The 23,028-nt window shown below is 69.7% G+C and carries 23 protein-coding genes; 16 read left to right on the forward strand and 7 right to left on the reverse strand.

Translation table 11 applies throughout. From position 1 onward, the window contains the following. Window positions 1-143: 143 nt before the first annotated feature. A complete protein-coding gene (locus Aph01nite_RS01960) occupies window positions 144-857 on the forward strand; it encodes a response regulator (protein ID WP_239161321.1) in 714 nt (237 codons plus the stop codon). A 14-nt stretch (window positions 858-871) separates the two neighbouring features. Here the strand turns inward: Aph01nite_RS01960 and Aph01nite_RS01965 are convergent, their stop codons facing one another. Further along, window positions 872-2,065: a winged helix-turn-helix domain-containing protein gene (locus Aph01nite_RS01965; protein ID WP_239161322.1), complete on the reverse strand. Its 1,194-nt coding sequence runs from the start codon at window positions 2,063-2,065 to the stop codon at window positions 872-874. 146 nt (window positions 2,066-2,211) lie between these two features. Continuing rightward, window positions 2,212-2,514, reverse strand: a complete 303-nt coding sequence (locus tag Aph01nite_RS01970) for an HGxxPAAW family protein (protein ID WP_239161323.1) — start codon at window positions 2,512-2,514, stop codon at window positions 2,212-2,214. A gap of 251 nt (window positions 2,515-2,765) precedes the next feature. Between Aph01nite_RS01970 and secA the strand changes: the two genes are divergently transcribed. Next, the gene (gene secA / locus Aph01nite_RS01975) at window positions 2,766-5,570 is read left to right on the forward strand and encodes a preprotein translocase subunit SecA (RefSeq protein WP_204038942.1); all 2,805 of its coding nucleotides are present in this window, start codon (window positions 2,766-2,768) and stop codon (window positions 5,568-5,570) included. Between the two features lie 49 nt (window positions 5,571-5,619). Here secA and Aph01nite_RS01980 read toward each other — a convergent pair whose 3' ends face one another. From Aph01nite_RS01980 to Aph01nite_RS01995, 4 genes are all read right to left on the reverse strand, one after another. After that, window positions 5,620-6,087, reverse strand: coding sequence for an Rv3235 family protein (locus Aph01nite_RS01980; RefSeq protein WP_204038943.1), 468 nt, complete (start codon window positions 6,085-6,087; stop codon window positions 5,620-5,622). 183 nt (window positions 6,088-6,270) lie between these two features. Next, window positions 6,271-8,064, reverse strand: a complete 1,794-nt coding sequence (locus tag Aph01nite_RS01985) for an AfsR/SARP family transcriptional regulator (protein ID WP_204038944.1) — start codon at window positions 8,062-8,064, stop codon at window positions 6,271-6,273. Between the two features lie 72 nt (window positions 8,065-8,136). Beyond that, entirely contained in the window at window positions 8,137-9,501 is a 1,365-nt protein-coding gene (locus Aph01nite_RS01990) for a PTS transporter subunit EIIC (protein WP_204038945.1), read from the reverse strand. A gap of 24 nt (window positions 9,502-9,525) precedes the next feature. After that, window positions 9,526-10,260 (reverse strand): GntR family transcriptional regulator, encoded by a 735-nt coding sequence (locus Aph01nite_RS01995; RefSeq protein ID WP_204038946.1) that lies wholly within the window; start codon window positions 10,258-10,260, stop codon window positions 9,526-9,528. A 109-nt stretch (window positions 10,261-10,369) separates the two neighbouring features. Here Aph01nite_RS01995 and Aph01nite_RS02000 point away from each other — a divergent pair, with 109 nt between their 5' ends. From Aph01nite_RS02000 to Aph01nite_RS02040, 9 genes are all read left to right on the forward strand, one after another. After that, window positions 10,370-11,404, forward strand: coding sequence for an SIS domain-containing protein (locus Aph01nite_RS02000; RefSeq protein ID WP_204038947.1), 1,035 nt, complete (start codon window positions 10,370-10,372; stop codon window positions 11,402-11,404). A 103-nt stretch (window positions 11,405-11,507) separates the two neighbouring features. After that, entirely contained in the window at window positions 11,508-11,744 is a 237-nt protein-coding gene (locus Aph01nite_RS02005; RefSeq protein ID WP_204038948.1) for a PTS sugar transporter subunit IIB, read from the forward strand. A gap of 32 nt (window positions 11,745-11,776) precedes the next feature. Then, entirely contained in the window at window positions 11,777-12,202 is a 426-nt protein-coding gene (locus Aph01nite_RS02010) for a PTS sugar transporter subunit IIA (RefSeq protein WP_239161324.1), read from the forward strand. Beyond that, window positions 12,193-12,843: an HAD family hydrolase gene (locus Aph01nite_RS02015; protein WP_204038949.1), complete on the forward strand. Its 651-nt coding sequence runs from the start codon at window positions 12,193-12,195 to the stop codon at window positions 12,841-12,843. The genes Aph01nite_RS02010 and Aph01nite_RS02015 overlap by 10 nt, the downstream gene beginning before the upstream one ends. A gap of 11 nt (window positions 12,844-12,854) precedes the next feature. Further along, complete coding sequence (locus Aph01nite_RS02020) at window positions 12,855-13,118, forward strand: HPr family phosphocarrier protein (protein ID WP_204038950.1); 264 nt, start codon at window positions 12,855-12,857, stop codon at window positions 13,116-13,118. 1 nt (window position 13,119) lies between these two features. Next, window positions 13,120-14,811: a phosphoenolpyruvate--protein phosphotransferase gene (ptsP, locus tag Aph01nite_RS02025; protein ID WP_204038951.1), complete on the forward strand. Its 1,692-nt coding sequence runs from the start codon at window positions 13,120-13,122 to the stop codon at window positions 14,809-14,811. A 238-nt stretch (window positions 14,812-15,049) separates the two neighbouring features. After that, the gene (gene nagZ, locus Aph01nite_RS02030; RefSeq protein WP_239161325.1) at window positions 15,050-16,249 is read left to right on the forward strand and encodes a beta-N-acetylhexosaminidase; all 1,200 of its coding nucleotides are present in this window, start codon (window positions 15,050-15,052) and stop codon (window positions 16,247-16,249) included. A gap of 25 nt (window positions 16,250-16,274) precedes the next feature. Next, window positions 16,275-16,559: a hypothetical protein gene (locus Aph01nite_RS02035; RefSeq protein WP_204038952.1), complete on the forward strand. Its 285-nt coding sequence runs from the start codon at window positions 16,275-16,277 to the stop codon at window positions 16,557-16,559. A gap of 90 nt (window positions 16,560-16,649) precedes the next feature. Beyond that, window positions 16,650-17,303 (forward strand): HAD family hydrolase, encoded by a 654-nt coding sequence (locus tag Aph01nite_RS02040; RefSeq protein ID WP_204038953.1) that lies wholly within the window; start codon window positions 16,650-16,652, stop codon window positions 17,301-17,303. Between the two features lie 51 nt (window positions 17,304-17,354). Here Aph01nite_RS02040 and Aph01nite_RS02045 read toward each other — a convergent pair whose 3' ends face one another. Then, the gene (locus Aph01nite_RS02045) at window positions 17,355-17,966 is read right to left on the reverse strand and encodes a DinB family protein (RefSeq protein WP_204038954.1); all 612 of its coding nucleotides are present in this window, start codon (window positions 17,964-17,966) and stop codon (window positions 17,355-17,357) included. A 192-nt stretch (window positions 17,967-18,158) separates the two neighbouring features. Between Aph01nite_RS02045 and Aph01nite_RS02050 the strand changes: the two genes are divergently transcribed. The 5 genes from Aph01nite_RS02050 (at window position 18,159) to Aph01nite_RS02070 (ending at window position 22,958) form a co-directional block, all read left to right on the forward strand. Further along, window positions 18,159-18,665 (forward strand): DUF6912 family protein, encoded by a 507-nt coding sequence (locus Aph01nite_RS02050; protein ID WP_204038955.1) that lies wholly within the window; start codon window positions 18,159-18,161, stop codon window positions 18,663-18,665. A 603-nt stretch (window positions 18,666-19,268) separates the two neighbouring features. Beyond that, a complete protein-coding gene (locus tag Aph01nite_RS02055) occupies window positions 19,269-19,832 on the forward strand; it encodes a siderophore-interacting protein (RefSeq protein WP_204038956.1) in 564 nt (187 codons plus the stop codon). A 212-nt stretch (window positions 19,833-20,044) separates the two neighbouring features. After that, the gene (locus Aph01nite_RS02060) at window positions 20,045-20,677 is read left to right on the forward strand and encodes an HAD family hydrolase (protein WP_204038957.1); all 633 of its coding nucleotides are present in this window, start codon (window positions 20,045-20,047) and stop codon (window positions 20,675-20,677) included. A 212-nt stretch (window positions 20,678-20,889) separates the two neighbouring features. Next, window positions 20,890-22,029, forward strand: a complete 1,140-nt coding sequence (locus Aph01nite_RS02065) for a hypothetical protein (protein WP_239161326.1) — start codon at window positions 20,890-20,892, stop codon at window positions 22,027-22,029. Window positions 22,030-22,220: 191 nt separating this feature from the next. Continuing rightward, window positions 22,221-22,958, forward strand: coding sequence for an HAD family hydrolase (locus Aph01nite_RS02070; protein ID WP_239161327.1), 738 nt, complete (start codon window positions 22,221-22,223; stop codon window positions 22,956-22,958). Window positions 22,959-23,028 lie beyond the last annotated feature (70 nt).

Here is a 23,028-nt window from a genome sequence, read left to right on the forward strand (position 1 = left end):
GAAACCGGCGCCCCACACCTTCGTTGGTGCGGGGCGCCGGGCGCTGGATCGCACCATGGAGATCGAAACGAAGATCCTCGCCAGGGCTGGAGGCCGTGTAATGATGGCTGTCCGGCGACCTTGGCCCCCCACGAGGAGGAGCTGTGAGTGAGCGCAGCGAGCGAGACGAGGTGGCCCGCTCTGCTGGTCGTAACGAACCGATCCGCGTCCTGATAGTCGACGATCATTCGCTGATCCGGCGCAGCCTGGAGCTGGCGCTGGCGGCGGAGGCGGACATCGAGGTCGTCGGAGAGGCGAGCGACGGCCAGGAGGCGGTCGAGCTCGCCGAACGGCTGCTGCCCGACGTGGTCCTGATGGACGTGCGCATGCCGCGCAAGGACGGCATCCAGGCGACCCGGGCCATCAAGGAGAGCATGCCGTCCACCCGGATCATCATGCTCACCGCGAGCGACGAGGAGGAGGACCTCTTCGAGGCCTTCAAGGCCGGCGCCACCGGCTACCTGCTCAAGGACGTCCAGATCGACGAGGTCCCCGACGCCGTCCGCGGCGTGCACGGCGGCCAGTCCTTCATCAACCCCGCCATGGCGACCAAACTCATCACCGAGTTCGCCAGCATCAGCCGCAAAGAGGCGGAACGCCCCCCGCAACTCCCGGTCCCCCGCCTCACCGACCGCGAGATGGAAGTCCTCCGCCTGGTCGCCAAAGGCATGAACAACCGCGAAATCGCCAAAGAACTCTTCATCTCCGAGAACACCGTCAAAAACCACGTCCGCAACATCCTGGAGAAACTCCAGCTCCACTCCCGCATGGAAGCCGTCGTCTACGCAGTCCGCGAACGCCTCCTGGAGATCACCTGACGGGCTGGCCGGAGTCAGGTCACTCGGTCTATGCGGATTTTGGTGCAGTTGACCCAGGTGGCGGCTTCGGTTAGGGCCGTGTGGATGGGGTCGAGGGACTTGGTGCCGGGTTGGAGGGTCACCTGGCGGGCGATGAGCGTGTCGCCTTCGCGGGCCGGGTCGACGCGGGCGATGAGTTTGCCGCCGGAGAGGATCGGCATGGCGAAGTAGCCGTGGACGCGTCTGTCCTTGGGGACGTACGCCTCCAGGCGGTGGGTCATGCCGAAGACGCGTTCGGTGCGGGCGCGGTCCCAGATGAGGGAGTCGAAGGGGGACAGGGGCGTCGTGCGGTGGCGGCCGCGGGGGTCGCCGGCGGCCAGGGCGGCGGGGTCGGCCCAGGCGTTGGGGGTGGCGCTGCGGGCGGACGGGAGGCCGGTCAGGGTGACCGGGGCGCCGCGGGTTCTGGCGGGTGGCCAGCCGGCGACGTGCACGGGGACCAGGCCGGCGCCGCCGCTGCGCAGGGCCTCGTCGAGCAGGGCGGCGTGCGGGCCCTTGACCCGGGTGTAGTCGACCAGGTCGGCGCGGGTGGCGACGGCCAGGGACTCGCCGGCGACGCGGGTCAGCCGGGTGACCGCCTCGGCGTCGGTGAGCTCGGTCTCCCGCAGGTGCGCGGGGACGACGCGCTCGGCCAGGTCGTAGACGCGGCGCCAGCCGACGCGCTTGACGCAGACCACCTCGCCGATGTCGAGCAGGAACTCGATGGAGATCTTGGAGTCGGACCAGTCCCACCAGGGGCCGCCGTTCTTGGCGCCGCCGATGTCGGTGGTGGTCACCGGGCCCTCGGCGCGGACCCGGTCGAGGACCTTCTCCACGCCGGCGGGGACCTCGTGCCAGCGGATGCCCTTCTCGCGGTAGGCGCGGCGGCGGAAGCCGTACAGCGGCCAGTGTTCGAGGGGGAGGACGCAGGCGGCGTGGCACCAGTACTCGAAGGCGTCGCCGCTCCAGTAGGCGCGTTCGACCGCGTCCCTGCCGATGGCGCCGAGGCGCGCGTAGGCCACCAGTTCGTGGGAGCGGGCCAGCACCGAGATGGTGTCCAGCTGCACGGCGCCGAGGCGGCGCAGCATCGCGGGCGCGCCGCCGCGCCGGCCGTCGGCGCCCAGGAAGCCCTGGGCGCGCAGGATCAGCCGCCTCGCCTCGTCGGCCGTCAAGTCATGCACGGAATCCGTCACGGGTCCGATGCTAGAGCCCGCCACCGACAAAACGCCTACGCCGGTTTCGCCTCGGGCCCGACCGGCCGGGTCCCAGAGCCGGCTCAGCCCATGCTCCGGGTCGGCCCGTGCTCAGCTCAGCCTGTGTTATCGGTTCGGCTCGTGGGTCAGTTGAGCTCGTGCAGGGTCTTCTGCTCCAGACGCTGCTCGTGCGGGGAGTGGTGCTCCGCCGCCCGCAGCGCCCGGGGCGCGTCCACGATGACGTCGGAGAAGATGTCGAAGACCAGGGCCAGCAGGCCGCCCACCGCGCAGATGCCCGCGCCGACCCAGAAGAGCACCCACATGGGGGCGTTCCCACCGAGCCCGGTCAGCGCGACCCCGCCGACGGTGAACCCGATGAGGATGACGGAGACGGCGAGCCACGACTTGGCGCTGCCCCCGTGACTGCCCTGGTGCGCAGTTTCTGCCATATCCGCTTACCTACCTGACCCGCCCCACCGGAACACGGGGCCTCGCTCGTACGTTTGTCAGGGTTGAGCCTATCGACATGCCCCCTCGGTATGCCCCCGGGTCCTCCGCTCCGTTTACACCGGCCGTCAGACGACTGTGTCGGGTGGCTGTGTCCGGTGGTGGAACCGCCTACGATGGCTTCGGGGAAGTATGTCTTGTCCTCAACTCCGGCGGGTGAGCCGGGGTAGACCTGCGAGGAGCTTTACTAACAGTGGCAGCCATTCTCGACAAGATTCTTCGCGCCGGCGAAGGCAAGACTCTGCGTAAGCTCAAGCGCCTCGCCGAGCAGGTCAATTCCATTGAGGAAGACTTCAAGAGTCTCACGGACGCCGAGCTCCGCGCGCAGACCGCGGAGTTCAAGCAGCGTCACGCGGCCGGCGAGTCGCTGGACGACCTGCTTCCCGAAGCCTTCGCCACCGTGCGCGAGGCCGCCCGCCGGGTGCTCGGCCAGCGCCACTTCGACGTGCAGCTCATGGGCGGCGCCAACCTCCACATGGGCAACATCTCCGAGATGCGCACCGGTGAGGGCAAGACCCTGACCTGTACGCTCCCGGCCTACCTCAACGCCATCTCCGGCAGGGGCGTGCACGTCGTCACGGTCAACGACTACCTGGCCAAGCGCGACGCCGAGACCATGGGCCGGGTGCACCGTTTCCTCGGCCTCGAGGTCGGCGTGATCCTGGCCAACATGCCGCCGGACGAGCGCCGCAAGCAGTACAACGCCGACATCACGTACGGGACGAACAACGAGTTCGGCTTCGACTACCTGCGCGACAACATGGCCCAGTCCATCGAGGAGTGCGTGCAGCGCGGCCACAACTTCGCGGTCGTGGACGAGGTCGACTCCATCCTCATCGACGAGGCCCGGACCCCGCTGATCATCTCCGGCCCCGGCGAGCAGTCCGGCAAGTGGTACGGCGAGTTCGCCAAGATCGTGCCCAGGCTGCGCCGCGGCACCGAGGGCAAGGACGGCGAGGAGAGCACCGGCGACTACACCGTCGACGAGAAGAAGCGCACCGTCGGCATCCTGGAGGCGGGCGTCGAGAAGGTCGAGGACGTCCTCGGCATCGACAACCTGTACAAGCCCGAGCACACCCATCTGGTGCAGTTCCTGAACAACGCCCTGAAGGCCAAGGAGCTGTACAAGAAGGACAAGGACTACATCGTCGTCGACGGCGAGGTGCTGATCGTCGACGAGTTCACCGGCCGCGTGCTGCACGGCCGGCGCTACAACGAGGGCATGCACCAGGCCATCGAGGCCAAGGAAGGCGTCAAGGTCAAGGACGAGAACCAGACCCTGGCCACGATCACCCTCCAGAACTACTTCCGGCTCTACGAGAAGCTCTCCGGCATGACCGGAACCGCCGCCACCGAGGCGAACGAGTTCCACCAGACCTACAAGCTGGGCGTGGTCCCCGTCCCGACCAACCGGCCGATGATCCGCAAGGACCAGGCCGACGTGGTCTACAAGAGCGAGGACGCCAAGTTCCAGGCCTGCGTGGACGACATCAAGGCCCGGTTCGAGAAGGGCCAGCCGGTCCTGGTCGGCACCACCAGCGTGGAGAAGTCCGAGCGGCTCTCCCGGATGCTGAAGCGCCAGGGCGTGCGGCACGAGGTGCTGAACGCGAAGAACCACGCCCGTGAGGCCGCGATCATCGCCGAGGCGGGCCGCAAGGCCGCGGTCACGGTGGCCACCAACATGGCCGGTCGAGGCACCGACATCATGCTCGGCGGCAACCCCGAGTTCCGCGCCGACACGGAGCTGCGCCAGCGCGGCCTGGACCCGGTGGAGACTCCGGAGGAGTACGAGAAGGCCTGGCCCGAGGCGCTGGAGAAGGCCAAGGAGGCCGTCAAGACCGAGCACGAGGAGGTCGTCTCGATCGGCGGTCTCTACGTGCTGGGCACCGAGCGGCACGAGTCGCGCCGCATCGACAACCAGCTGCGCGGCCGTTCCGGCCGTCAGGGCGACCCCGGCGAGTCCCGCTTCTACCTGTCCCTCGAGGACGACCTGATGCGGCTGTTCAACTCGGCCAGGGTCGAGATGATCATGACCAGGCTGAACATCCCCGAGGACCAGCCGATCGAGTCGGGCATCGTCTCCAAGGCCATCGCCTCCGCCCAGCACCAGGTCGAGCAGCAGAACTTCGAGATCCGCAAGAACGTCCTCAAGTACGACGAGGTCATGAACCGCCAGCGCAAGGTGATCTACGCCGAGCGCCAGCGCGTGCTGGAGGGCGCCGACCTGCAGGACCAGGTCCGCAGCTTCATCGGCGACGTGGTCGAGGACTACGTCAAGGGCGCCACCTCCGAGGGCTTCGCCGAGGAGTGGGACCTGGACCGCCTGTGGAAGGCGTTCGGCGAGCTCTACCCGGTCAAGACCACGGCCGACGAGCTCATCGAGGAGTCCGGCGGCTCGCGCGCGGACCTGGACGGTTCTCTCATCGCCGAGAAGATGAAGGCCGACGCGCTCGCCGCGTACGGGCGGCGCGAGGAGGAGTTCGGGCCGCAGGCCATGCGCCACGTGGAGCGGCAGGTCGTGCTCACGGTCATCGACCAGAAGTGGCGCGAGCACCTCTACGAGATGGACTACCTCCAGGAGGGCATCGGCATGCGCGCCTATGCCCAGAAGGACCCGCTGATCGAGTATCAGCGCGAGGGCTACGAGATGTTCACCGCGATGCTCGACGGCATCAAGGAGGAGTCGACCCGCTGGCTGTTCGCCGTGCAGATCCAGGTTCAGGAGAACCCGATCAGCTACGAGGCGGGCGAGGAGGGCGACGCGGCCGTGGCCGAGGCCACCTCGATCATCGCGCGGGCGCTGCGCCGGCCGTCCCGGCCGACGGAGATGATCTACTCCGCTCCGGGTGAGGGCGGCGAGGTCGAGGTCAGCCGGGTGCGGTCTACGCCGGAGCAGCGCGCGGCCTACGGGAACGTGGAGCGCAACGCGCCGTGCCCCTGCGGGTCGGGCAAGAAGTTCAAGCGCTGCCACGGGGACCCGAAGCACGCGAACGCGTAAGGCCAGTCGAAGAAGCCCGCGCCGGGTCATCCGGCGCGGGCTTCTTCGTTCACGCGGTTTCGAAGTCGGTGACGAGCCACTGCGTGCCGTACCGTTCGAGGCGGACGGCGAGGGCGCGGCTGCGGGTGCCGCAGTGCACCAGCAGGCACATTTCCACGGCACCCGGGCGAGGGGACTGCACGTGTGGGGCGCCGGCCATCGGCGGGCGCTGCGTGTCGATCATCTTCCCGGCCCGGATCAGTTCGGTGTAGGCGCGTTCGGACAGCCGGTCCTGCACGGTCTCCGGTGGTCTCCGACCGGCGAGGATCTCCGCCAGCGCCTGACCCAGGCCGCGCAGCCGCCGTTCGTCGGGGATGGAACCGGACGATCCGATCGCCAGCGGCCGCCGGTCCCGTACGGGTTCGGGGGCGGGCAGGTAGGCGAGGGCCAGGGATCCGCTGGTCTGGGGCTCGTCGTCGTACGGGGGGTCGGCTTGGGGGACGGGCACGAGCCGGGGAAGCGGGATCGGCTTGGGCATCGAGTCTCCGAGGGGGGTCGGGCGATCGGTCCCCTAGAAGAGATTCCGGCCAGCCCTCCCGAATACCACCCGCCCCAGATTTCCCGCTCTTGTACGGCGATTCGCTCAGATTAACCAAGAAGATCCACCAAGTCGGTCGGCTTTCGGAGCACCAGCTTCCCGGCAACCAGATGGCCGCAAAACCTAGCGGAACAGCTCGGCCAGCGCCGGATTGTCGATGCCCTCCCCGAGCCTGCGCGCGTTCCCCAGCGCGGCGGAGTCGCCCAGCCGCCACCGGTGCAGCTGCGCCCGTACCACGAACTCCCGCATATCGCAGTGGGCGGCCAGCGTCGCCAGCGGGTCCACCAGGGCGATCGCCCGATCCCGGTCCTCGTGTTTCAGCGCGGTCGTGACGGCGGCGTCCAGGGCGTACGCGTGGATCCACTGGTACCGGTCGGGCACCCGTACGCAGCGGAATGTCGCCTCGTCCTGCCATTTGACGGCCGTGGCGTAGTCGGCGCGGGTGGCGTTGAGCAGGCCCAGGCCCCGCGCCGACATCGCCTCCCAGCACGGGTCGCCGAGCTGGCAGGCCAGCTCCCAGGCGTGTTCGAGGGCGTCCCCCGCCTCCTCCAGCCTCTCGGCGTGGAGGTCGAGTTCGGCCTGGAGCGTCTGCGGCCAGGGCAGGAACGCCATCCAGCGCTGCCGGGAGGTCAGGTCCAGCGAGCGCCGCAGCGCCGCGGCCGCCTCGCCGTGTTCGGCCCGCAGCAGGTGGGCGCGGGCCAGGATCGACAACGACCACGCCTGCTGCCGGTGGTCCTGACAGCGCGCGGCCCGCTCGACGGACTCGTTCAGGTAACCGAACGCCGCCGGATAGTCGCCGACGTCGGAGGAGCTCATCCCGCGCAGCCCGAACAGGGCGGCGAACTCGGCGTCGGTCTCGGCCGCCGACTGGGCCTTCCTCAGCCATTCGTCCGCGGTGTCCCGCCGGCCGGCCTGCACCTCCACGAAGCCGAGCTCCCGGTAGGCCCGCGCGGCCATCGCCCGGTCGCCGGTCCGCTCGGTCAGCGCGATGGCCTCGTGCATGGCGATGGAGCCCTCGGAGTCGCGTCCCCGGGCCGCGTGGATCAGCGCGGAGCCGAGCGCCACCAGCGCCCGGCCCTGCAATCCCGTATCCCCATGGCGGGCCGCCTCGGCGACGGCGCGGCGCAGGCACTGCAACCCCGCGTCCACGGCTCCGGCCGCGATGGCGGCCCGGCCCGCGTCCAGCTGGCTGGATCCGGCGGCCCGGCCGCTCAGCGCGGGAGCCACCGGCCTTCCCGTGGTCACGGAGGTCGCCTCGTACAGCACCGCCGACGGTTTCAGGCCGAGTTCGCGCCGCAGGATGTCCTCGCAGACCGCGACCTGCCGTAACGCGGCGGCCCTGTCCCCGCTGCTGGCCAGGCTCCGGACCAGCAGCTCGTGGTTGCCCTCCTCCAGCGGGTTGCGGGCAACCGCCCGGGCCGCGTACGCGACGGCGTCCCCGGCCCGTCCGGCGGCGAGCAGGCCGACGGCGACCTGGCGGCAGCGGGCCTCGATCCGCGCCGAGAGCCGGTGGCGTTCGACCAGCAGCCAGGACTCGAACCCGGAGCCCCCGGCCAGGCTCACCCGCTCCAGCAGGTCGCCGTCGGCCTGGAGCAGGGGGGAGGAGTCGGCGTCGTCGCGGGTGATCAGGTCCACGTCCACGACCGCCTCGCCAGCCAGCGAGACGGACACCGGGTCGCCGGTCAGCGCGCCGGGCAGGCCCAGCGTCCTGCGCAGCTCGGCCAGCGTCCAGCGGAGCGCGCCGAGCGGGTCGTCGGCGTCGGCGAACAGCAGTTCGGCCAGGTGCCTGCGGGTCTGCGGCCGTCCGGTGAGGAGCAGGTAGCCGAGCAGAGCCCACGCCTTGCGGCCGCGCGGCTGGCGCACCGCCACATCGTCACGTTCGATGACCGGACGCCCGAGCAGCCGGATCGTCAACATGGCCCCACCTCGGGTCTCGCCAGGCCGAGAGTCGCTTTCCCACTGTAAGCGAAGAAGGTGAAGATCCCCGGGTCAGGATCGGGACGGCGCCGGCTCCGCGCCCTCGCCGGAGTCCACGTCCGGCTCCTGCTCCCGGCCCGGCGTCATGATGTTCAGCCGCCTGATCAGGAAACTGAAGATCACGTAGTAGACCACCGCGTAGATCAGGCCGACCAGCATGACCAGCCAGAAGTTGTGCGTGTTGGCCTTCCCGAAGTTCAGCAGCGCGTCGGTGGCCCCGGCCGAGAAGCCGAAGCCCAGCCGCGCGTCCAGCGCCGCCATCAGCGCCATGGACAGGCCGGTCAGCAGCGCGTGCACCACGAACAGCACCGGCGCCACGAAGATGAACGCGAACTCGATCGGCTCGGTGATGCCCGTCACAAACGAGACCAGCGCGGCGGAGATCATGATGCCGCCGACCGCCGTCCTGCGGTGCGCCGGGGCGGCCCGCCAGATGGCGACCGCCGCCGCCGGCAGGCCGAACATCATCACCGGGAAGAAACCGGTCATGAAGGAGCCCGCGCCGTCCGCGCCCTGCAGGTAGCAGGTCAGGTCGCCGGTGAACTGGGCGCCGCCGACCGTGCAGCCCGGCACCTGGAACCAGACGATGGAGTTGATGATGTGGTGCAGGCCGACCGGGATGAGCAGGCGGTTGGCGGTGCCGTACACACCGGCGCCGACCTCGTTGTGGTCGGCCAGCCAGCTGCCGAAGTTGTTGATGACCTCGCCGATGGGCGGCCACACCAGGCCGAAGACGACCCCCAGCAGCACCGCCGCGAACGCGGTCACGATCGGCACGAACCTGCGCCCGCCGAAGAAGGCCAGCCAGGTCGGCAGCTTGATCCGGTAGTACCGCTGCCAGAGCAGCGCCGCCACCAGTCCGATCACGATGCCGCCGAGCACCCCGGTCGGGTTCCCCGCCGCCCAGTTGATCACTTCGACCGGCCTGCCGTCCGCCCCCACCACCTGCTGCGACACCCGCTGGTGTACGACATCCGCCGCCGGCGCGTCGAAGAACAGGCCCTTGGACACCCGGTCGAAGATGAGGTAGCCCACCAGGGCGGCCACCGCCGTGGAGCCGTCCGCCTTGCGGGCGAAGCCGATCGCCACACCGATCGCGAACAGCAGCGGCAGCGCGCCGAACAGCACGTCGCCGGCGTTGGCGAGCACCTTCGCCACGTTCGCCATCCACCCGAACCCGGCCACGTCGGCCAGGCCCCCCGGCTCCGCGCCGTTGGAGCCCAGCATGTCCGGCTGGCCGAAACGCAGCAGCAGGGCGGCGGCCGGCAGCACGGCGATCGGCAGCATCAGCGAGCGGCCCAGCCGCTGGAGCACGCCCATCACCGCGGAACCGGCGCCCCGGTCGTTCGGCATGCCCGGGATGGAGGTGGAACTCATCGGGATCCTCCAAGGTGGGGGAGGTTACGAGCGCCTCGGCTCCAGGAGGGTGCGGAGCTGGTAGCGGTCGGCACGGTAGGTGGATACCCCGAGTTCCGCGCAGGCCCCACCGGCGTAGGAGCGCCTTTGCAGGAGCAGCACCGCGCCGCCGCGGGCCAGCTTGAGCAGATCGGCGTCGCTGGGATCGGCGATGCCGCCGTCGATGGTCAGCTCGCCGGCGTCCAGCACCAGGCCGTACCGGGATTCGAGCAGCGCGTAGAGGGAGCGGCCGGACAGGTCGAAGGCGTCCAGGTCGGGGGCGAGGGCCACCGGGATGTGCGCCCGCTCGATGCACAGCGGTTCCCCGTCCGCCGTACGGAGGCGCTCGATGAAGTGCACCGCGTCGCCGGGCTGGATGCCGAGCTCCCGGGCGAGGTGGGCGCTGGCCCGGACCACCCGGCGGTCCAGGTCGCGGGAGCCCGGCTCCAGGCCCCTGGCGCGCATGTCGTCGCTGAAGGAGGTGAGCTGGAGGGCCAGCTCGATCTTGGGCCGGGCCACGAAGGTGCCCTTGCCGGGCACGCGGTGCAGCCGGCCCTCGGAGACCAGATGGTCCACCGCCTGGCGGACCGTCATCCGGGAGAGGCCGAAACGCTGGCACAGCTCGCGCTCCGAGGGAATGGCCGCGCCGATCGGGAGCTCGTTGCTCTCGATCAGGTCCAAAAGGATCTCGCGCAGCTGGAAGTACTTGGGCACCGGGCTGTCCGGATCGATCTGGGCCACTGTTGCCTCCCCTCTTCCATTAGGTAAGGTTCCTACTGGTCTAGTCCGGACTAGACCACAGGCCCGATTTCCCTGTCAACGTACGTACCGATAACGGGATGAGCACCAGATGACGACGAAGATGCGTAGCGAGATCGCCGAGCAGCCCGCCGCGCTCCGGGCCACGCTGGACGCGTTGCTACCCCAGGTCGAGGAGGTGCGTCGACTGGGGGCGCGGACGCGTCAGCTGCTGTTCATCGCCCGGGGCACATCTGACAACGCCGCAGTATACGGCCGCTATCTGATCGAGGCCCATGCCGGCCGTCTGTGCGCGCTGGCCGCTCCGTCGATCGCCACCACGTACCGGCGGCGGCTGGATCTGGACGGGGTGCTCGCGGTGGCGGTGTCCCAGTCGGGGCGTACCGAGGAGATCGTGGAGACGCTGGACTGGGCGAAGGAGTGCGGGGCGCGGACGGTGGCGATCACCAACGGCGGGCCGGAGAGCCCGCTCGCGCTCAGCGCCGACCTCGCGCTCTGCACGGTCGCGGGCGAGGAGAAGGCCGTCCCGGCCACCAAGACCTACACCACCCAGCTGGCCGCGATGGCGGTGCTCGCCCTCGGCCTGGACGCGGACGTGAACGCGGCGGACCTGGACCGGGTGCCCGACGCGGTGGAGAAGCTCATCGAGAACCCCGGCGACCTGGACGCCCTGGTGGACGGCCTGGCCGACAAGCCGGGCGTCGTGGTGTCGGGCCGCGGGCTGGCGTTCTCGACCGCGCTGGAGCTGGCGCTGAAGCTCAAGGAGGCCTGCTACCTGCACGCCATGGGCCTGTCCTACGCCGACCTGCTGCACGGGCCGATCGCCGTGGTGGACGAGGACACCCCCGCGATCCTGGTCGCCGCCCAGGACGGGCCGACCCTGCCCGGGACCATCGCGCTCGCCGAGCGGGTGACCGGCGCGGGCGCGGCCTCCTTCGGCGTGGGCGGCGGCTCCCGGCTGGCGGCCGCCTCGACGGCCTCGCTGCACGGCCCCGACCTGCCGGAATGGGTCGCGCCGCTCGGCCTGATCGTCCCCGGGCAGCTGCTCACCGAGGCGCTGGCCCGCAGGCTCGGCATCGACCCCGACGCGCCCCGCGGCCTGAACAAGGTGACCCAGACCGATTGACTTAGGCTTCCAGTCACAGGTCCGTTGCTGAGAAACCCGCCCCGGGTTACCGCCCACGGCTGCCCGGATCACGGATTTCTCATGGGAACAGGGAGGCTCGACCATGGCGGCAGACGCGCGGGCGATCATCGCCGGTCTCGGTGGCGTGGACAACATCATCGAGATCGAACCGTGCATCACCCGGTTACGGACCGAGGTGCGCGACGCCGCCCGGGTGAACCAGCACGCGCTCAAGGCCGCGGGGGCGCACGGGGTGATGGCGGCGGGCAACATCGTCCAGATCGTCGTGGGTCCCGAGGCCGACACGATCGCCAGCGACATCGAGGACATCATCGGCTGAGGGGGACCTTGTTGACACCTGTGCTGGCCCCGATGGCAGGCGCGGCGATCAGTCTCTCCGCCGTGCCGGATCCGGTGTTCTCCCAGGCCATGGTAGGTCCGGGCGCCGCCATCGACCCGGCGCGGGAGCCCGGTCACGCGCTCGCCCCCATCTCCGGGCGGATCGTGAAGCTGCACCCGCACGCGTACGTGATCGAGGCCCCGGACGGCCGCGGCGTGCTGGTGCACCTGGGCATCGACACCGTCCAGCTCAAGGGCGCCGGCTTCGAGCCGCTGGTGGCCGAGGGGGACCCGGTGCGCGCCGGGCAGCCGGTCGTGTCCTGGAACCCGGCCGACGTGGAGGCCGGCGGGCGCTCGCCGATCTGCCCGGTCGTGGCGCTGGACACGCCCGCGTCGGCGGTGCTGCGGGTCGCCGCGGGGCCCGTACACGCCGGAGACGAGCTGTTCCAATGGGACTGACCACCGCGCTGTTCGATCTGGACGGCACGCTCATCAACTCCGAGGCGCGCAGCCTGGTCGTCTGGGCCATGCTGCTGGACAACCACGGCGTGGCCCACGACGAGACCGTGCTGCGCGGCTTCATGGGCCGGCGCGGCCCCGACGTGCTCCGGGAGGTGATGCCCGGCTACGACACGCACGCGCTGCTCGCCGAGATCAACTCCTACGTGACGCTGCCCGGCCTGCCCGAGGTCGAGATCGTCCCGGGCGCGGTCGAGTTCGTGCGCTCGGTGGCCGACTCCGGCGCGCCCACCGCGCTGGTCACCTCGGCGCGCCGCTGGTGGGCCGAGGACCGGCTCCGCTGGCTCGGCGTGTACGACCTGGTCCAGACCATCGTCACGGCCGAGGACGTGACCGCGGGCAAACCGGACCCGGAGGCGTACCTGACGGCCGCCGACCGGCTGGGGGTGCCGCCCGCGGAGTGTGTGGTGTTCGAGGACTCGCTCGCCGGGATTGCCGCCGCGCGGGCGGCGGGTATGACGTGCGTCGGACTCGCGACGACCCATCATCCCCGCGAATTGGCGCACGCCGATCTGGTGGTGGCCGATCTAACTGGTGTGGAATGGCCAATAACGGGTGGTCTGGACCGCCCGCGTAGGTAGAGGAGTATTCCGTGGCCGAGCGAAAGATCACCGTCGAATCCGAGGTGGGCCTGCACGCCCGCCCCGCCGCCACGTTCGTGCAGACCGCGACGAAGGCGGCGATGGACGTGACGATCGCCAAGATGGGCGGCACCGGCGCCCCCGTCAACGCCAAGAGCATCCTGTCGGTGCTCGCGCTGGACGTCCGGCACGGCGACACCATCATCATCACCGCCGATGGTGAGGGGGCCGACGCGGTCCTCGACCAGTTGGCCGCGATAGCGTCGGCGACCTGACATGGACGCCGCTGCGGAGTTGCGCGGGTCCGGGGTCAGTCCGGGCGCCGGGTACGGGCCCGTACACGTGCTGGTGGGGTCGATTCCGGAGCCCGCGCCCGATTCGCGGTACGAGGGAGAGGCGGCGGCCGAGCGCAAGCGGGCCGCGGCCGCGCTGGAACGGGTCGCCGACGATCTCGAGATGCGCGGGGCCAAGGCCGGCGGCGCGGCCCAGGACGTGCTGGGCGCGCAGGCCATGATGGCGCGCGACCCCGGCCTGGAGGTCGGGGTCGCCGAGCTCATCGACGAGGGCATCGCCGCGCCGCGCGCCGTCTTCGAGGCGTTCGGGAAATATCGCGACCTGCTCGCCGCCGCCGGAGGCTATCTGGCCGAGCGGGTGGCCGACCTGGACGACATCCGGGACCGGACCATCGCGCTGCTGACCGGGCTGCCCATGCCGGGGGTGCCGGAGACGGCGGCGGAGCCGTACGTGCTGGTGGCCAAGGATCTGGCGCCGGCGGACACCGCCCTGCTCAACAAGGATCTGGTGGCCGCCTTCGTGACCGAGGAGGGCGGGCCGACCAGCCACACCGCGATCCTCGCCCGCGCCATGGGCGTGCCGGCCGTGGTCGGCTGCGTGGGCGCCACCCTGCTCGCCCAGGGCACCCTCGTGCTCGTGGACGGCGCCTCCGGTTCGGTACGGCTCTCGCCGCCGCGGGCCGAGGTGGACGCGGTGCTCGGCGCGGCCGCGTCGCGGGAGGCCGCGCTGGCGTCCGTGACCGGTCCCGGGGCGACCGCGGACGGGCACGCGGTGCCGCTGCTCGCCAACATCGGCGGGCCGCGGGACCTGGAGTCGGCGCTGGCGCACGGCGCGGAGGGGGTCGGGCTGTTCCGGACCGAGTTCCTGTTCCTGGATCGCGGCGACGCGCCCTCGGAGGAGGAGCAGGAGGCGGCTTACCGGGCGGTCTTCGAGGCCTTTCCGGGAGGCCGGGTGGTGGTGCGGACGCTGGACGCCGGGGCGGACAAGCCGCTGGCGTTCCTGCCGCCGTCCGGAGAGGAGCCCAACCCCGCCCTCGGCGAACGCGGCCTCCGCCTTTTCCGGAAATATCCGGAAATGATGGGAAGTCAGTTGGGGGCGCTGGCGCGGGCGGCCTCCGGCACGTCGGCACGGCCTTACGTCATGGCGCCGATGGTCGCCACCGTCGAGGAGGCCACCTGGTTCGTGTCCGCCGCGCACGAGGCCGGGCTGGCCGACGCCGGCATCATGGTCGAAGTGCCCTCGGCCGCGCTCCGGGCCCGGCAGCTCGCCGCCGTCGTCGACTTCTTCTCGATCGGCACCAACGATCTCACCCAGTACGCGATGGCCGCGGACCGCCAGGTCAGCGGCGTCGCCGAGCTCCAGGACCCGTGGCATCCCGCCGTGCTCGACCTGATCGCGCTGGCCGCCGAGGGCGCCGCCGCGGCCGGCAAGAGCTGCGGGGTCTGCGGCGAGGCGGGAGCCGACCCGGCGCTCGCCTGCGTGCTCGTCGGGCTCGGCGTCACCTCACTTTCGATGGGATCTCCGGCGTTGCCGTGGGTACGCGCCGCGCTCTCGCGACATAATCTGGAGCAGTGCCGTACCGCTGCCGCGGCGGCACGCGGCGCGCTCTCCGCCACCAGCGCGAGAGCAGCCGCTCGCGCCGAACTCCCCGGCCTCAGCGACCTGGGCCTCTGAACTCGCGTGCGGCTCCTCCTCCGGGTGGAACAGGGCCTGGGGGAGGAGCCGTGCGCACCAGATCCCGCCGGATGTCGGTCGGGACGACTACGGTGAGAACATGCTTGCGCCCTCCCCGTCACGTGCTCTCGCCAGGTTCGCTCGTGTGCGGGTCTGGGCGGGGATATGCCTGACATCGGTCATGGTCGTCGCGTGCTCACCGGAGAACTCCTCCGCGGGCCGCGCCACCCTGCCCCCCGTGTCGGCCCCTTCGGCCGCTCCCTCCATCACACCGACGCGGGCGGAGGCGGTCTCCCGGGTGACGGCCGCCCTCCAGAAGATGACCGTCGAGGAGAAGGTCGGCCAGCTCTTCATGCCCGTGCTGTACGGCTCGCGCGCCGACGCCCCCCACCAGGAGAACCAGGCGAGGTTCGGCGTCGGCAGCCCCGCCCAGGTGATCGAGAAGTACCACCTCGGCGGCATGATCCTCTTCCCGGGCACCGGCAACATCGTCGACGCCAAACAACTCGCCCAGTTAACGTACGGGCTGCGTGCCGCCTCCCCCGAGGTGCCGCTGCTCATCGGCGTCGACCAGGAGAACGGCCTGGTCTCCCGCCTCGGTGACCTGGTCACCAAACTTCCCGGCGCGCAGACCATCGGCGACACCGGGGACCCCGCCAACGCCCGAGCCGCCGCCAAGATCACCGGCGCGGAGTTGCGCGCGCTCGGCATCTCCATGGACTTCGCTCCGGTCGCCGACGTGAACGTCAACCCCAAGAACCCCGTCATCGGCCCGCGGGCGTACGGGTCGGATCCCGAACTGGTCGCCGACATGGTGGAAGCCGCCGTCAAGGGCTTCCACGACAGCGGCGTCGCCGCCACCGCCAAACACTTCCCCGGCCACGGCGACACCGCCACCGACAGCCACACCGCCCTCCCCGTGATCCGGCACACCCGCGCCGAATGGGAACGCCTCGACGCCCCGCCCTTCCGGGCCGCCATCGACGCCGGCGTGGACGCCATCATGAGCGCCCACATCGTGATGCCCCGCCTGGACTCCTCCGGCGACCCCGCCACCCTCTCCAAGAAGATCCTCACCGGCCTGCTCCGCGAGGAACTCGGCTTCAAGGGCGTCATCTCCACCGACGCCCTCAACATGGACGGCGTCCGCAAGAAGTACGGCGACTCCGAGGTGGCCATCCGCGCCATCCTCGCCGGCGCCGACATCCTCCTCATGCCGCCCGACTTCCCGAAGGCCTACCAGGCCGTCCTCGCCGCCGTCCAATCCGGCCGAATCTCCCAAACCCGCTTAAACCAATCAGTCCGCCGCATCCTCAAACTAAAATTCGACCGCTCCCTCCACACCAAGAACTTCTTCCCTCCTCCGTCCAAAGCGGCATCCCTCCTGAAAACCCCGAGCAACCGCCGCGCGGCCGCCCGCCTGACCGCCCAGAGCTGACCTGGGCGAACGCTTCCGGGTCTACGTGGTCGGCTCCTGCCTGAGCGTCCAGTGGAGCGACACCGCCCCGCCCGGAGTCACCTATGTCGCCGACGGCCGGATTGTCGCGTCCTTCGATCCGTTCGACCGGGAGGTCTTCGCGGCTCCCGATCCGGACGTTGTCGAGCGATGGATCGCCTCCTCGGCCGCCGGGGGCGACATGTGGGACGACGACTGGGCCCTCGCCGTCCTGGTGACCGCCGAGGCGCTCTGCGAAGGTGCCGTTGGCGAGGCTTGGATACAGGCCACCCATGTGGGAGTTCGTGTCTAGGTGGCGGGGGCTTCGTCTCCGCGGGACGGTGGTGTTCCGGGCGAGCGAGGTGGGTGGCTTAGGCTAGATCGGGTCTATCGGGGAGGGTTTGTGGTTAAGGGTGTGCTGATCGACTGGGGTGGGGTTCTCACCACCGGGCTGGCCGAGGCGATCGATGAGTGGATCGTCGCGGATCGCATCGACGGTTCGCGGTATCGGGATGTCATGCGGGAGCTGATCCGGCATGCGTACGAGGGGGCGGTCGATGGCGAGAACGCGATTCACGCGCTGGAGCGGGGTGAGATCTCCGCTGCGGACTTCGAACGGGACCTCGCTGCTCGTCTGCTCACGCTGGACGGTGTGCCGCCCGTCGCCGAAGGACTGCTGAACCGCATGTTCGCGGGGTTCCGCCCGGTCGAGTCCATGCACGAAATGCTGCGCCGCGCCCGCGCCGCCGGACTGAAGACCTGCCTGCTCTCCAACTCCTGGGCCAACGACTACCCCCGCGACTCCTGGACGGGACTCTTCGACCAGGTCGTCATCTCCGGCGAGGTCGGCATGCGCAAGCCCGAGCCCCGCATCTTCCACCACGCCCTGGACCTGATCGCCCTCGCCCCCGCCCAGTGCGTCTTCATCGACGACATCCAGGCCAACATCACCGCCGCCGAAGCCCTCGGCATCCAGGGCCTCCACCACACCGCCCCCACCACCACGATCACCCACCTGGAATCCCTCACCGGCCACCCCCTCCGCGACCTCATCTGATCCACTGCCTGGTGTGACTCTGGTGAGTCGCGCGGATCGGTGATTCCGGCGTCACGTGGGCTGGGTTGTGGGCTCGGGCTGGGCCGATTTCTGGGCTACGTCCTCTAGGCGGGTGCGGTAAGTCTGCCACCACGTTTCGTCTTGTGGGGGCATGTTGTCGTTGCCCTCGCGAAGGCCGGCGGCGCCGTCGATGAGTTCGCGGACGATGTCGGCGTGGCCGGCGTGGCGGTTGGTTTCGGCGATCATGTGGACCAGGAGTCGGTGCAGGGTGGCCTGACGCCGGTCTTCCGGCCACCAGGGGACCTGGCCGGTCGCGTCGAGGTCCAGGGCGTCGATGGTGGCGTCGGAGTGGGCCCACGAGTGGTGGTAGAGGGCGACGATCTGTTCGCGGGACTCGTCGGCGGTGGCCCACATGTCGGCGTTGGGTTCGGCGTCGTCCGCGAACCAGGGGAGGGGTTCGGGGCTCGGGCGGCCGAAGGTGTCGCCGAAATAGCCGAGTTCGACACTGGCTACGTGTTTGACCAGGCCGAGGAGGTTGGTGCCGGTGGGGGTGAGGGGGCGGCGGATGTCGTACTCCGAGAGGCCGTCGAGTTTCCAGAGCAGGGCTTCGCGGGCCGTCTGGAGGTAGCGGTGGAGATCGGCTTTCGGTCCTGAATCGGTCATAGGGGACATCCTTCCATTGGGTGGGGGCTGGTTTCCGTGGAGAGCGGTTCTCGCGGGAAGTGCTGTGGTGCTGGCACACTCATGGGGTGATCGGCCGCGCCCGGGGTTGGGGGCGCCCCTGGAATCCGTGCGGAGCTCTTCGTTGTTCGGGCGGCCGTGGCAAGCTTCAGAGTCGAGCAACTTGGGGAAGTCATGCGTGTCTATCTGCCGTGCACGCTTCCGGGCCTGGCCCGCGCGGTTACGGTCGGGGAACTCGGTCCGGGGCCGCTGTCCGGGTTCGCGGTGACGCCCGCGCTGGTCGAGTGGTACGTCTCGGGGGATACCGAGGAGTTGGAATATGTCGCGTTGATGGAGGCGGCTCGGGCGTCCTTGCGCATGCTGGCCGCGGATCTGGCCGATGGGTTCGATGCTCCCGCTCGGCGTGTCGTGGTGGCGGCGGAGGTTCCTGACTCGGCTGTCCTGGTCAGTCCTGATCTGAACGATCGAGGCAGGGTACGGGTGCAGGAGTCGGTTCCGTTGGGGAAACTGGCGGCTGTGCATGTGGATGATGTCGACGCTCAGGAGGACGTGGCTGCGGCGGTCTCCGCGCTCTCCTCCGCGGATGACGGTGACGACGACGCTCAGTTCATCGTCGACAGTGCCGACGCTCACGAACTCCTCTGGTACGCCACCCAGGAAATTCCCGACATCCTTCCCTGATCTGGTGAAACCATAGGGGCGGGACGTCGGGTTCTCGCCGTTATCCGGCGCCGTTTACGCAGGTGACGCTTCTCGCCGTACCGGCGCCAAGAGGTGTCCGATCTGTCCGGCTCGCCAGAAGTTCTTGTTCCGTGGGCAGGCTCATCCCTGTTTTATGGGTCTGCTCATCCTTGTTTCGTGGGTTTGCTCATCGTGGTTCTGTGGGTTTGCTCATCGTGCGCGTTGTGCGTGGGCATGATCTTCATGCCGTCCGTGCGTGGGTATCCGCCGCGGGCGTGGCATGTCATCGGTTGCGCTGTGCGTAGGGATGTCATCGCGGCGATGGCGGGCATTGACTGGGTGAATTTTCGAGATATATCTTGAGTTCGTCTTGGTGGGTTGCGATGGGGTGGATGGGAGGGATGGGGCGGAGTCGGTGGCTTCGGTCCGGGGAATATGGGTGCGGCGGCGGTGTCTCGGGGGTTGGGGCGGCGGGTTCGGGATCTGATTCTGGTCACGGGGGTGGTGGCCGATATCCGCATGGTGGCGGGGAGGATGCGGGCTATTCGCATCGATGGAGCTGGTGGGCTGGCTTGGGCGGCGGGGCAGCAGGTGCGGGTTCTGGTGACCGATCCGCTGGCGATTCGGAACTGGCGGCGGCCTCGGGATTTCCTGCGGACCTACTCGGTCTGGGATCTCGATGGTGGGCTGGAGTTGCGGGTTCTCGATCACGGGGATGGGCCCGGGGCTCGGTGGGCGCGGAGCCTGGCGGTGGGGGATGAGGTCACGTTCAACAAGCCCGAGGGGGCTTTCGTCGTTCAGGAGGGGGCGTATCACCTGTTCGTGGGCGAGGAGACGGCCGCGGTCGCGTTCGGCCCGATGATCCGGAAGCTGGCAGGCGCCTCGGTGTACGGAGTCGTGGAGGTCGCTGGGCCCGACGATCGGCTCGACCTCGGGGACGGGATCCAGTGGCTCTATCGGGGCGATCGAAGCGCGGCGGAGTCGGGGCAACTAGTGGAGGCGGTCCGGCGGCTGGAACTGCCGGCGGAGCCCGGCGTCGCGTATGTGGCGGGCGAAGCGAAAACCGTCCAGATGGTCCGTGACCATCTCGTACGCGAACGCGACTGGCCACGGCGTTCCGTCCTCACCAAGCCGTTCTGGACGCCGGGCAAAGTGGGCCTGGAGTAACACCAGCCTCCCGGATCGGGTCGTCCGGATCGCCCGCTCCGGTCGTGGACCGCTCGGCACGGCCGAAGATCGCCTAACGGAATGACCCAAGGTGGCTGATGCCCTGACGCTCCAACCCTGGTGGGCCCAGAGCCTGTTCGCTCGGGGGTTGGGTGGTGGGTGGGGTGGGTGACCAGGGTGTTGTCGGTGGGGTGGATTAAAGTTGGGGGACGATGACACACATTGTTTGGGACTGGAACGGAACGCTCTTTCACGACACCGACGCGGTCGTGGGAGCGACGAACGCGATCTTCCAGCCGTACGGGGTGGGGCCCTTCGACCTTGACGGGTTCCGGGAGGTCTACACGCGGCCGATCTGGGTGGCGTATGAGCGCATCATCGGTCGGCCGCTCGCCGAGGGAGAGTGGGACCAGCTCGATCGTGGTTTCCACGAGCACTACCACCAGCTGATGCTGGCCTGCCAGCTGGCCGAGGGCGCGGTCGCCAGCCTGCGGGCCTGGGGAGACTCCGGGCGCACGCAGTCGCTGCTGTCGATGTGGGGACACGATCGACTGGTGCCCAAGGTCGGCGAGTTCGGCATCGACCACCACTTCGCCCGGGTGGACGGGCTGCGAGCGGCCTCCGGCGGCCCCAAAGCGGAGCACATGGTCCTGCACCTGAAGGCGCTCGACCTCGATCCGAGCAAGGTCGTGGTGATCGGCGACAGCGTCGACGACGCCCACGCGGCCGAGCACGTCGGCGCTCGCGCGATCCTCTACACCGGAGGCATGACCCGCCGCTCCGAACTCGAACGCGTCGGCGTCCCCGTGGTCGACTCCTTGCAGCACGCGCTGAACCTGATCTGATCCCGGCGCAAAATCTCATACGCGACTGGTGCGGCCTAGTCGGATACTCTGGCGGATGGCGTCCGTCCGCGCACAACCTCCGGCGACCCGCCCCAGCAGGGTCACCCCAGGAGGCAAAGGGAGGTCCACCTCCCGGCCGGGCTTTCGTTGTCGATCGCGCGTCCGCCGTACCGGTCGCTGGGGGATCTGCGGTCGGGCCGCGGGAGATGACCATGACCAAGCAGGCCGACTTCAAACGGCGCGTGCGCGCCCGCATGGCCAAGACCGGCGAGTCGTACGCGACCGCCCGCAGCCAGCTCTTGGCCGAGCAGCCGGGTCCGGCGGCTTCCAGTCCCGATGGGATGGCGGCGGCCCTGCACGTAAGCAACGGCGACGCCACGGACCTACCCGGGACCGGGCTCGCGTCACGCGTTCTGTACTGGCGCGACTCCCTGCACGAGGGGCCGGTGCCCGCGGTGGGTCCCGAGGAGCTCCGCCAGATCAGAGCCGCCTTCCTGGCAGGTGCGGACGCGGACGACCGCGCGGAGGGCACCGAAATGTTCGCCGAGCGGGATCGCATCCTGGAGGCCAACCGGGACGGCGAGTACGTCCTGTGGTTCGAGGCGGATCTGTACGACCAGTTACAGATCATCCAGATCCTCGCTCGCCTCGCCGACCTTGGAGTGCCGGCGCGGCGCATCACCCTGATCTGCATCGGTGAGCATCCCGGCATCGCCCGTTTCGGTGGTCTCGGTGAGCTGACGGCCGAGCAGTTGCGCGAACTGCCCGCCACGAACGCGTGCGCCCGGCTGACCCCCGCCGCGCTTCAGCTCGCCACTCATGCCTGGGCCGCCTTCCGGGCGCCGAATCCCGAGGGCCTGCGCGCCATCGCCGGTAGCCGCTCGGGTGAACTGCGGTTTCTGGGAGAGGCGTTCGACCGGCTCAGCCGGGAGTACCCGGCGACCCGCGACGGGTTGTCGCTGACCGAACGGCGGATCCTGGCCGCTGTCGCCGACGGCGCGGCTGAGGCTGGGACGGCGTTCGTCCGCGCCGCAGCGCGAGAAACGCGTCCGTACCTTGGAGACTCCTGGTGCTACACGATGATGGACCGGATGGCGCACGCCGCCGTCCCGCTCCTTCACGCCGAGCCGGCAACCCGTCCGGTCAACCGTGGAACCGGCCTGCGCCTGACCGACACCGGAGCACGAGTGCTCGCCGGTGTGGCGGACCACGTCACGCTCAACGGCATCGACCGGTGGATTGGCGGGGTGCATCTACGTGGGCACCACGTGCCGTGGCGCTGGGATGACGGGACCGAATCAATCGCCCACGTGATCGAGGAGAGCCAGGGGCCTCACCACGCTCGCCCATAACTGTCAAACGTCCTCTGGTGCTGACCGCCACTCCCAAGTCCGGCGGTCAGCCAGTGGGGTGGGCGCGGGGATTGAAGCTGGTCGCTGTTTCCCCGTGAAGACGGACGATCTGATCGGTATAGGGGCAATCCATCTGGCATCGCAGGGGTTAAGCGGGGGGCGCAAGCCGTACGCTTGGCGGAGTCGAGTTTGTGTCCTCGGAGGTCGCGATTAACCGGCTCGTGCTCTGGAATGTCGATCTGACGCTGGTGGACGTCACGATCGTTGCTCGCGACGCGTACGCCGACGCGTTTCGCATGGTCACCGGGCGGCCGCTGGTGAAGCTGGCGGTGGCCATGGGCCGGCCGGACTCGGAGATCATCTTTGAGACGCTGGCGATCAACGGGATCCAGGTGGAGGACTACCACCTGCCGCGGTTCATCGACGCGCTGGCCGTGGCGTTCACGGACAAGCGGCGCCGGCTGGACAAAGAGGGCCGCGTGATGCCGGGCGCCAAGGACGCGCTGAAGGCGATCTCCCGCCTGGACGGGGTCGTGCAGTCGGTGCTGACCGGGACCATTAAGACCAATGCCGTACACAAACTCACCGCTTTCGGCCTGCACAAATGGGTCGACTTCGAAGTCGGCGGGTACGGCGAGGAGGTCTACCCCAAGGCCACCCTGCTCCAGGTCGCCCAGGGCCGCGCCAAGGACAAGTACGGCTTCCGCTTCGACGCCGGGAACACCGTCCTGATCGGCGACTCCACCCGCGACGTGCAGGCCGCCCAGATCGGCGGCGCCGCGATGATCGCCGTGGCCTCCGGGCGATCGACCGAGGCCGAACTCGTGGAGGCCGGTGCCGACATCGTCCTTCCGGACCTCTCCAACGCCTCCGAAGTGGTCGCCGCCGTCGCCCGCCTCACCAGCCCGGTCAACCGCAAAGCCGGCTGAACCCCCCTGCCGGCCACATAAAGGCCGGTCGGGATATGGTCCGGGTCCTTCTTGGATCGCCTACGGGCGG

It is taken from the genome of Acrocarpospora phusangensis (genome assembly GCF_016862995.1).
Classification (GTDB): Bacteria; Actinomycetota; Actinomycetes; order Streptosporangiales; family Streptosporangiaceae; genus Acrocarpospora; species Acrocarpospora phusangensis.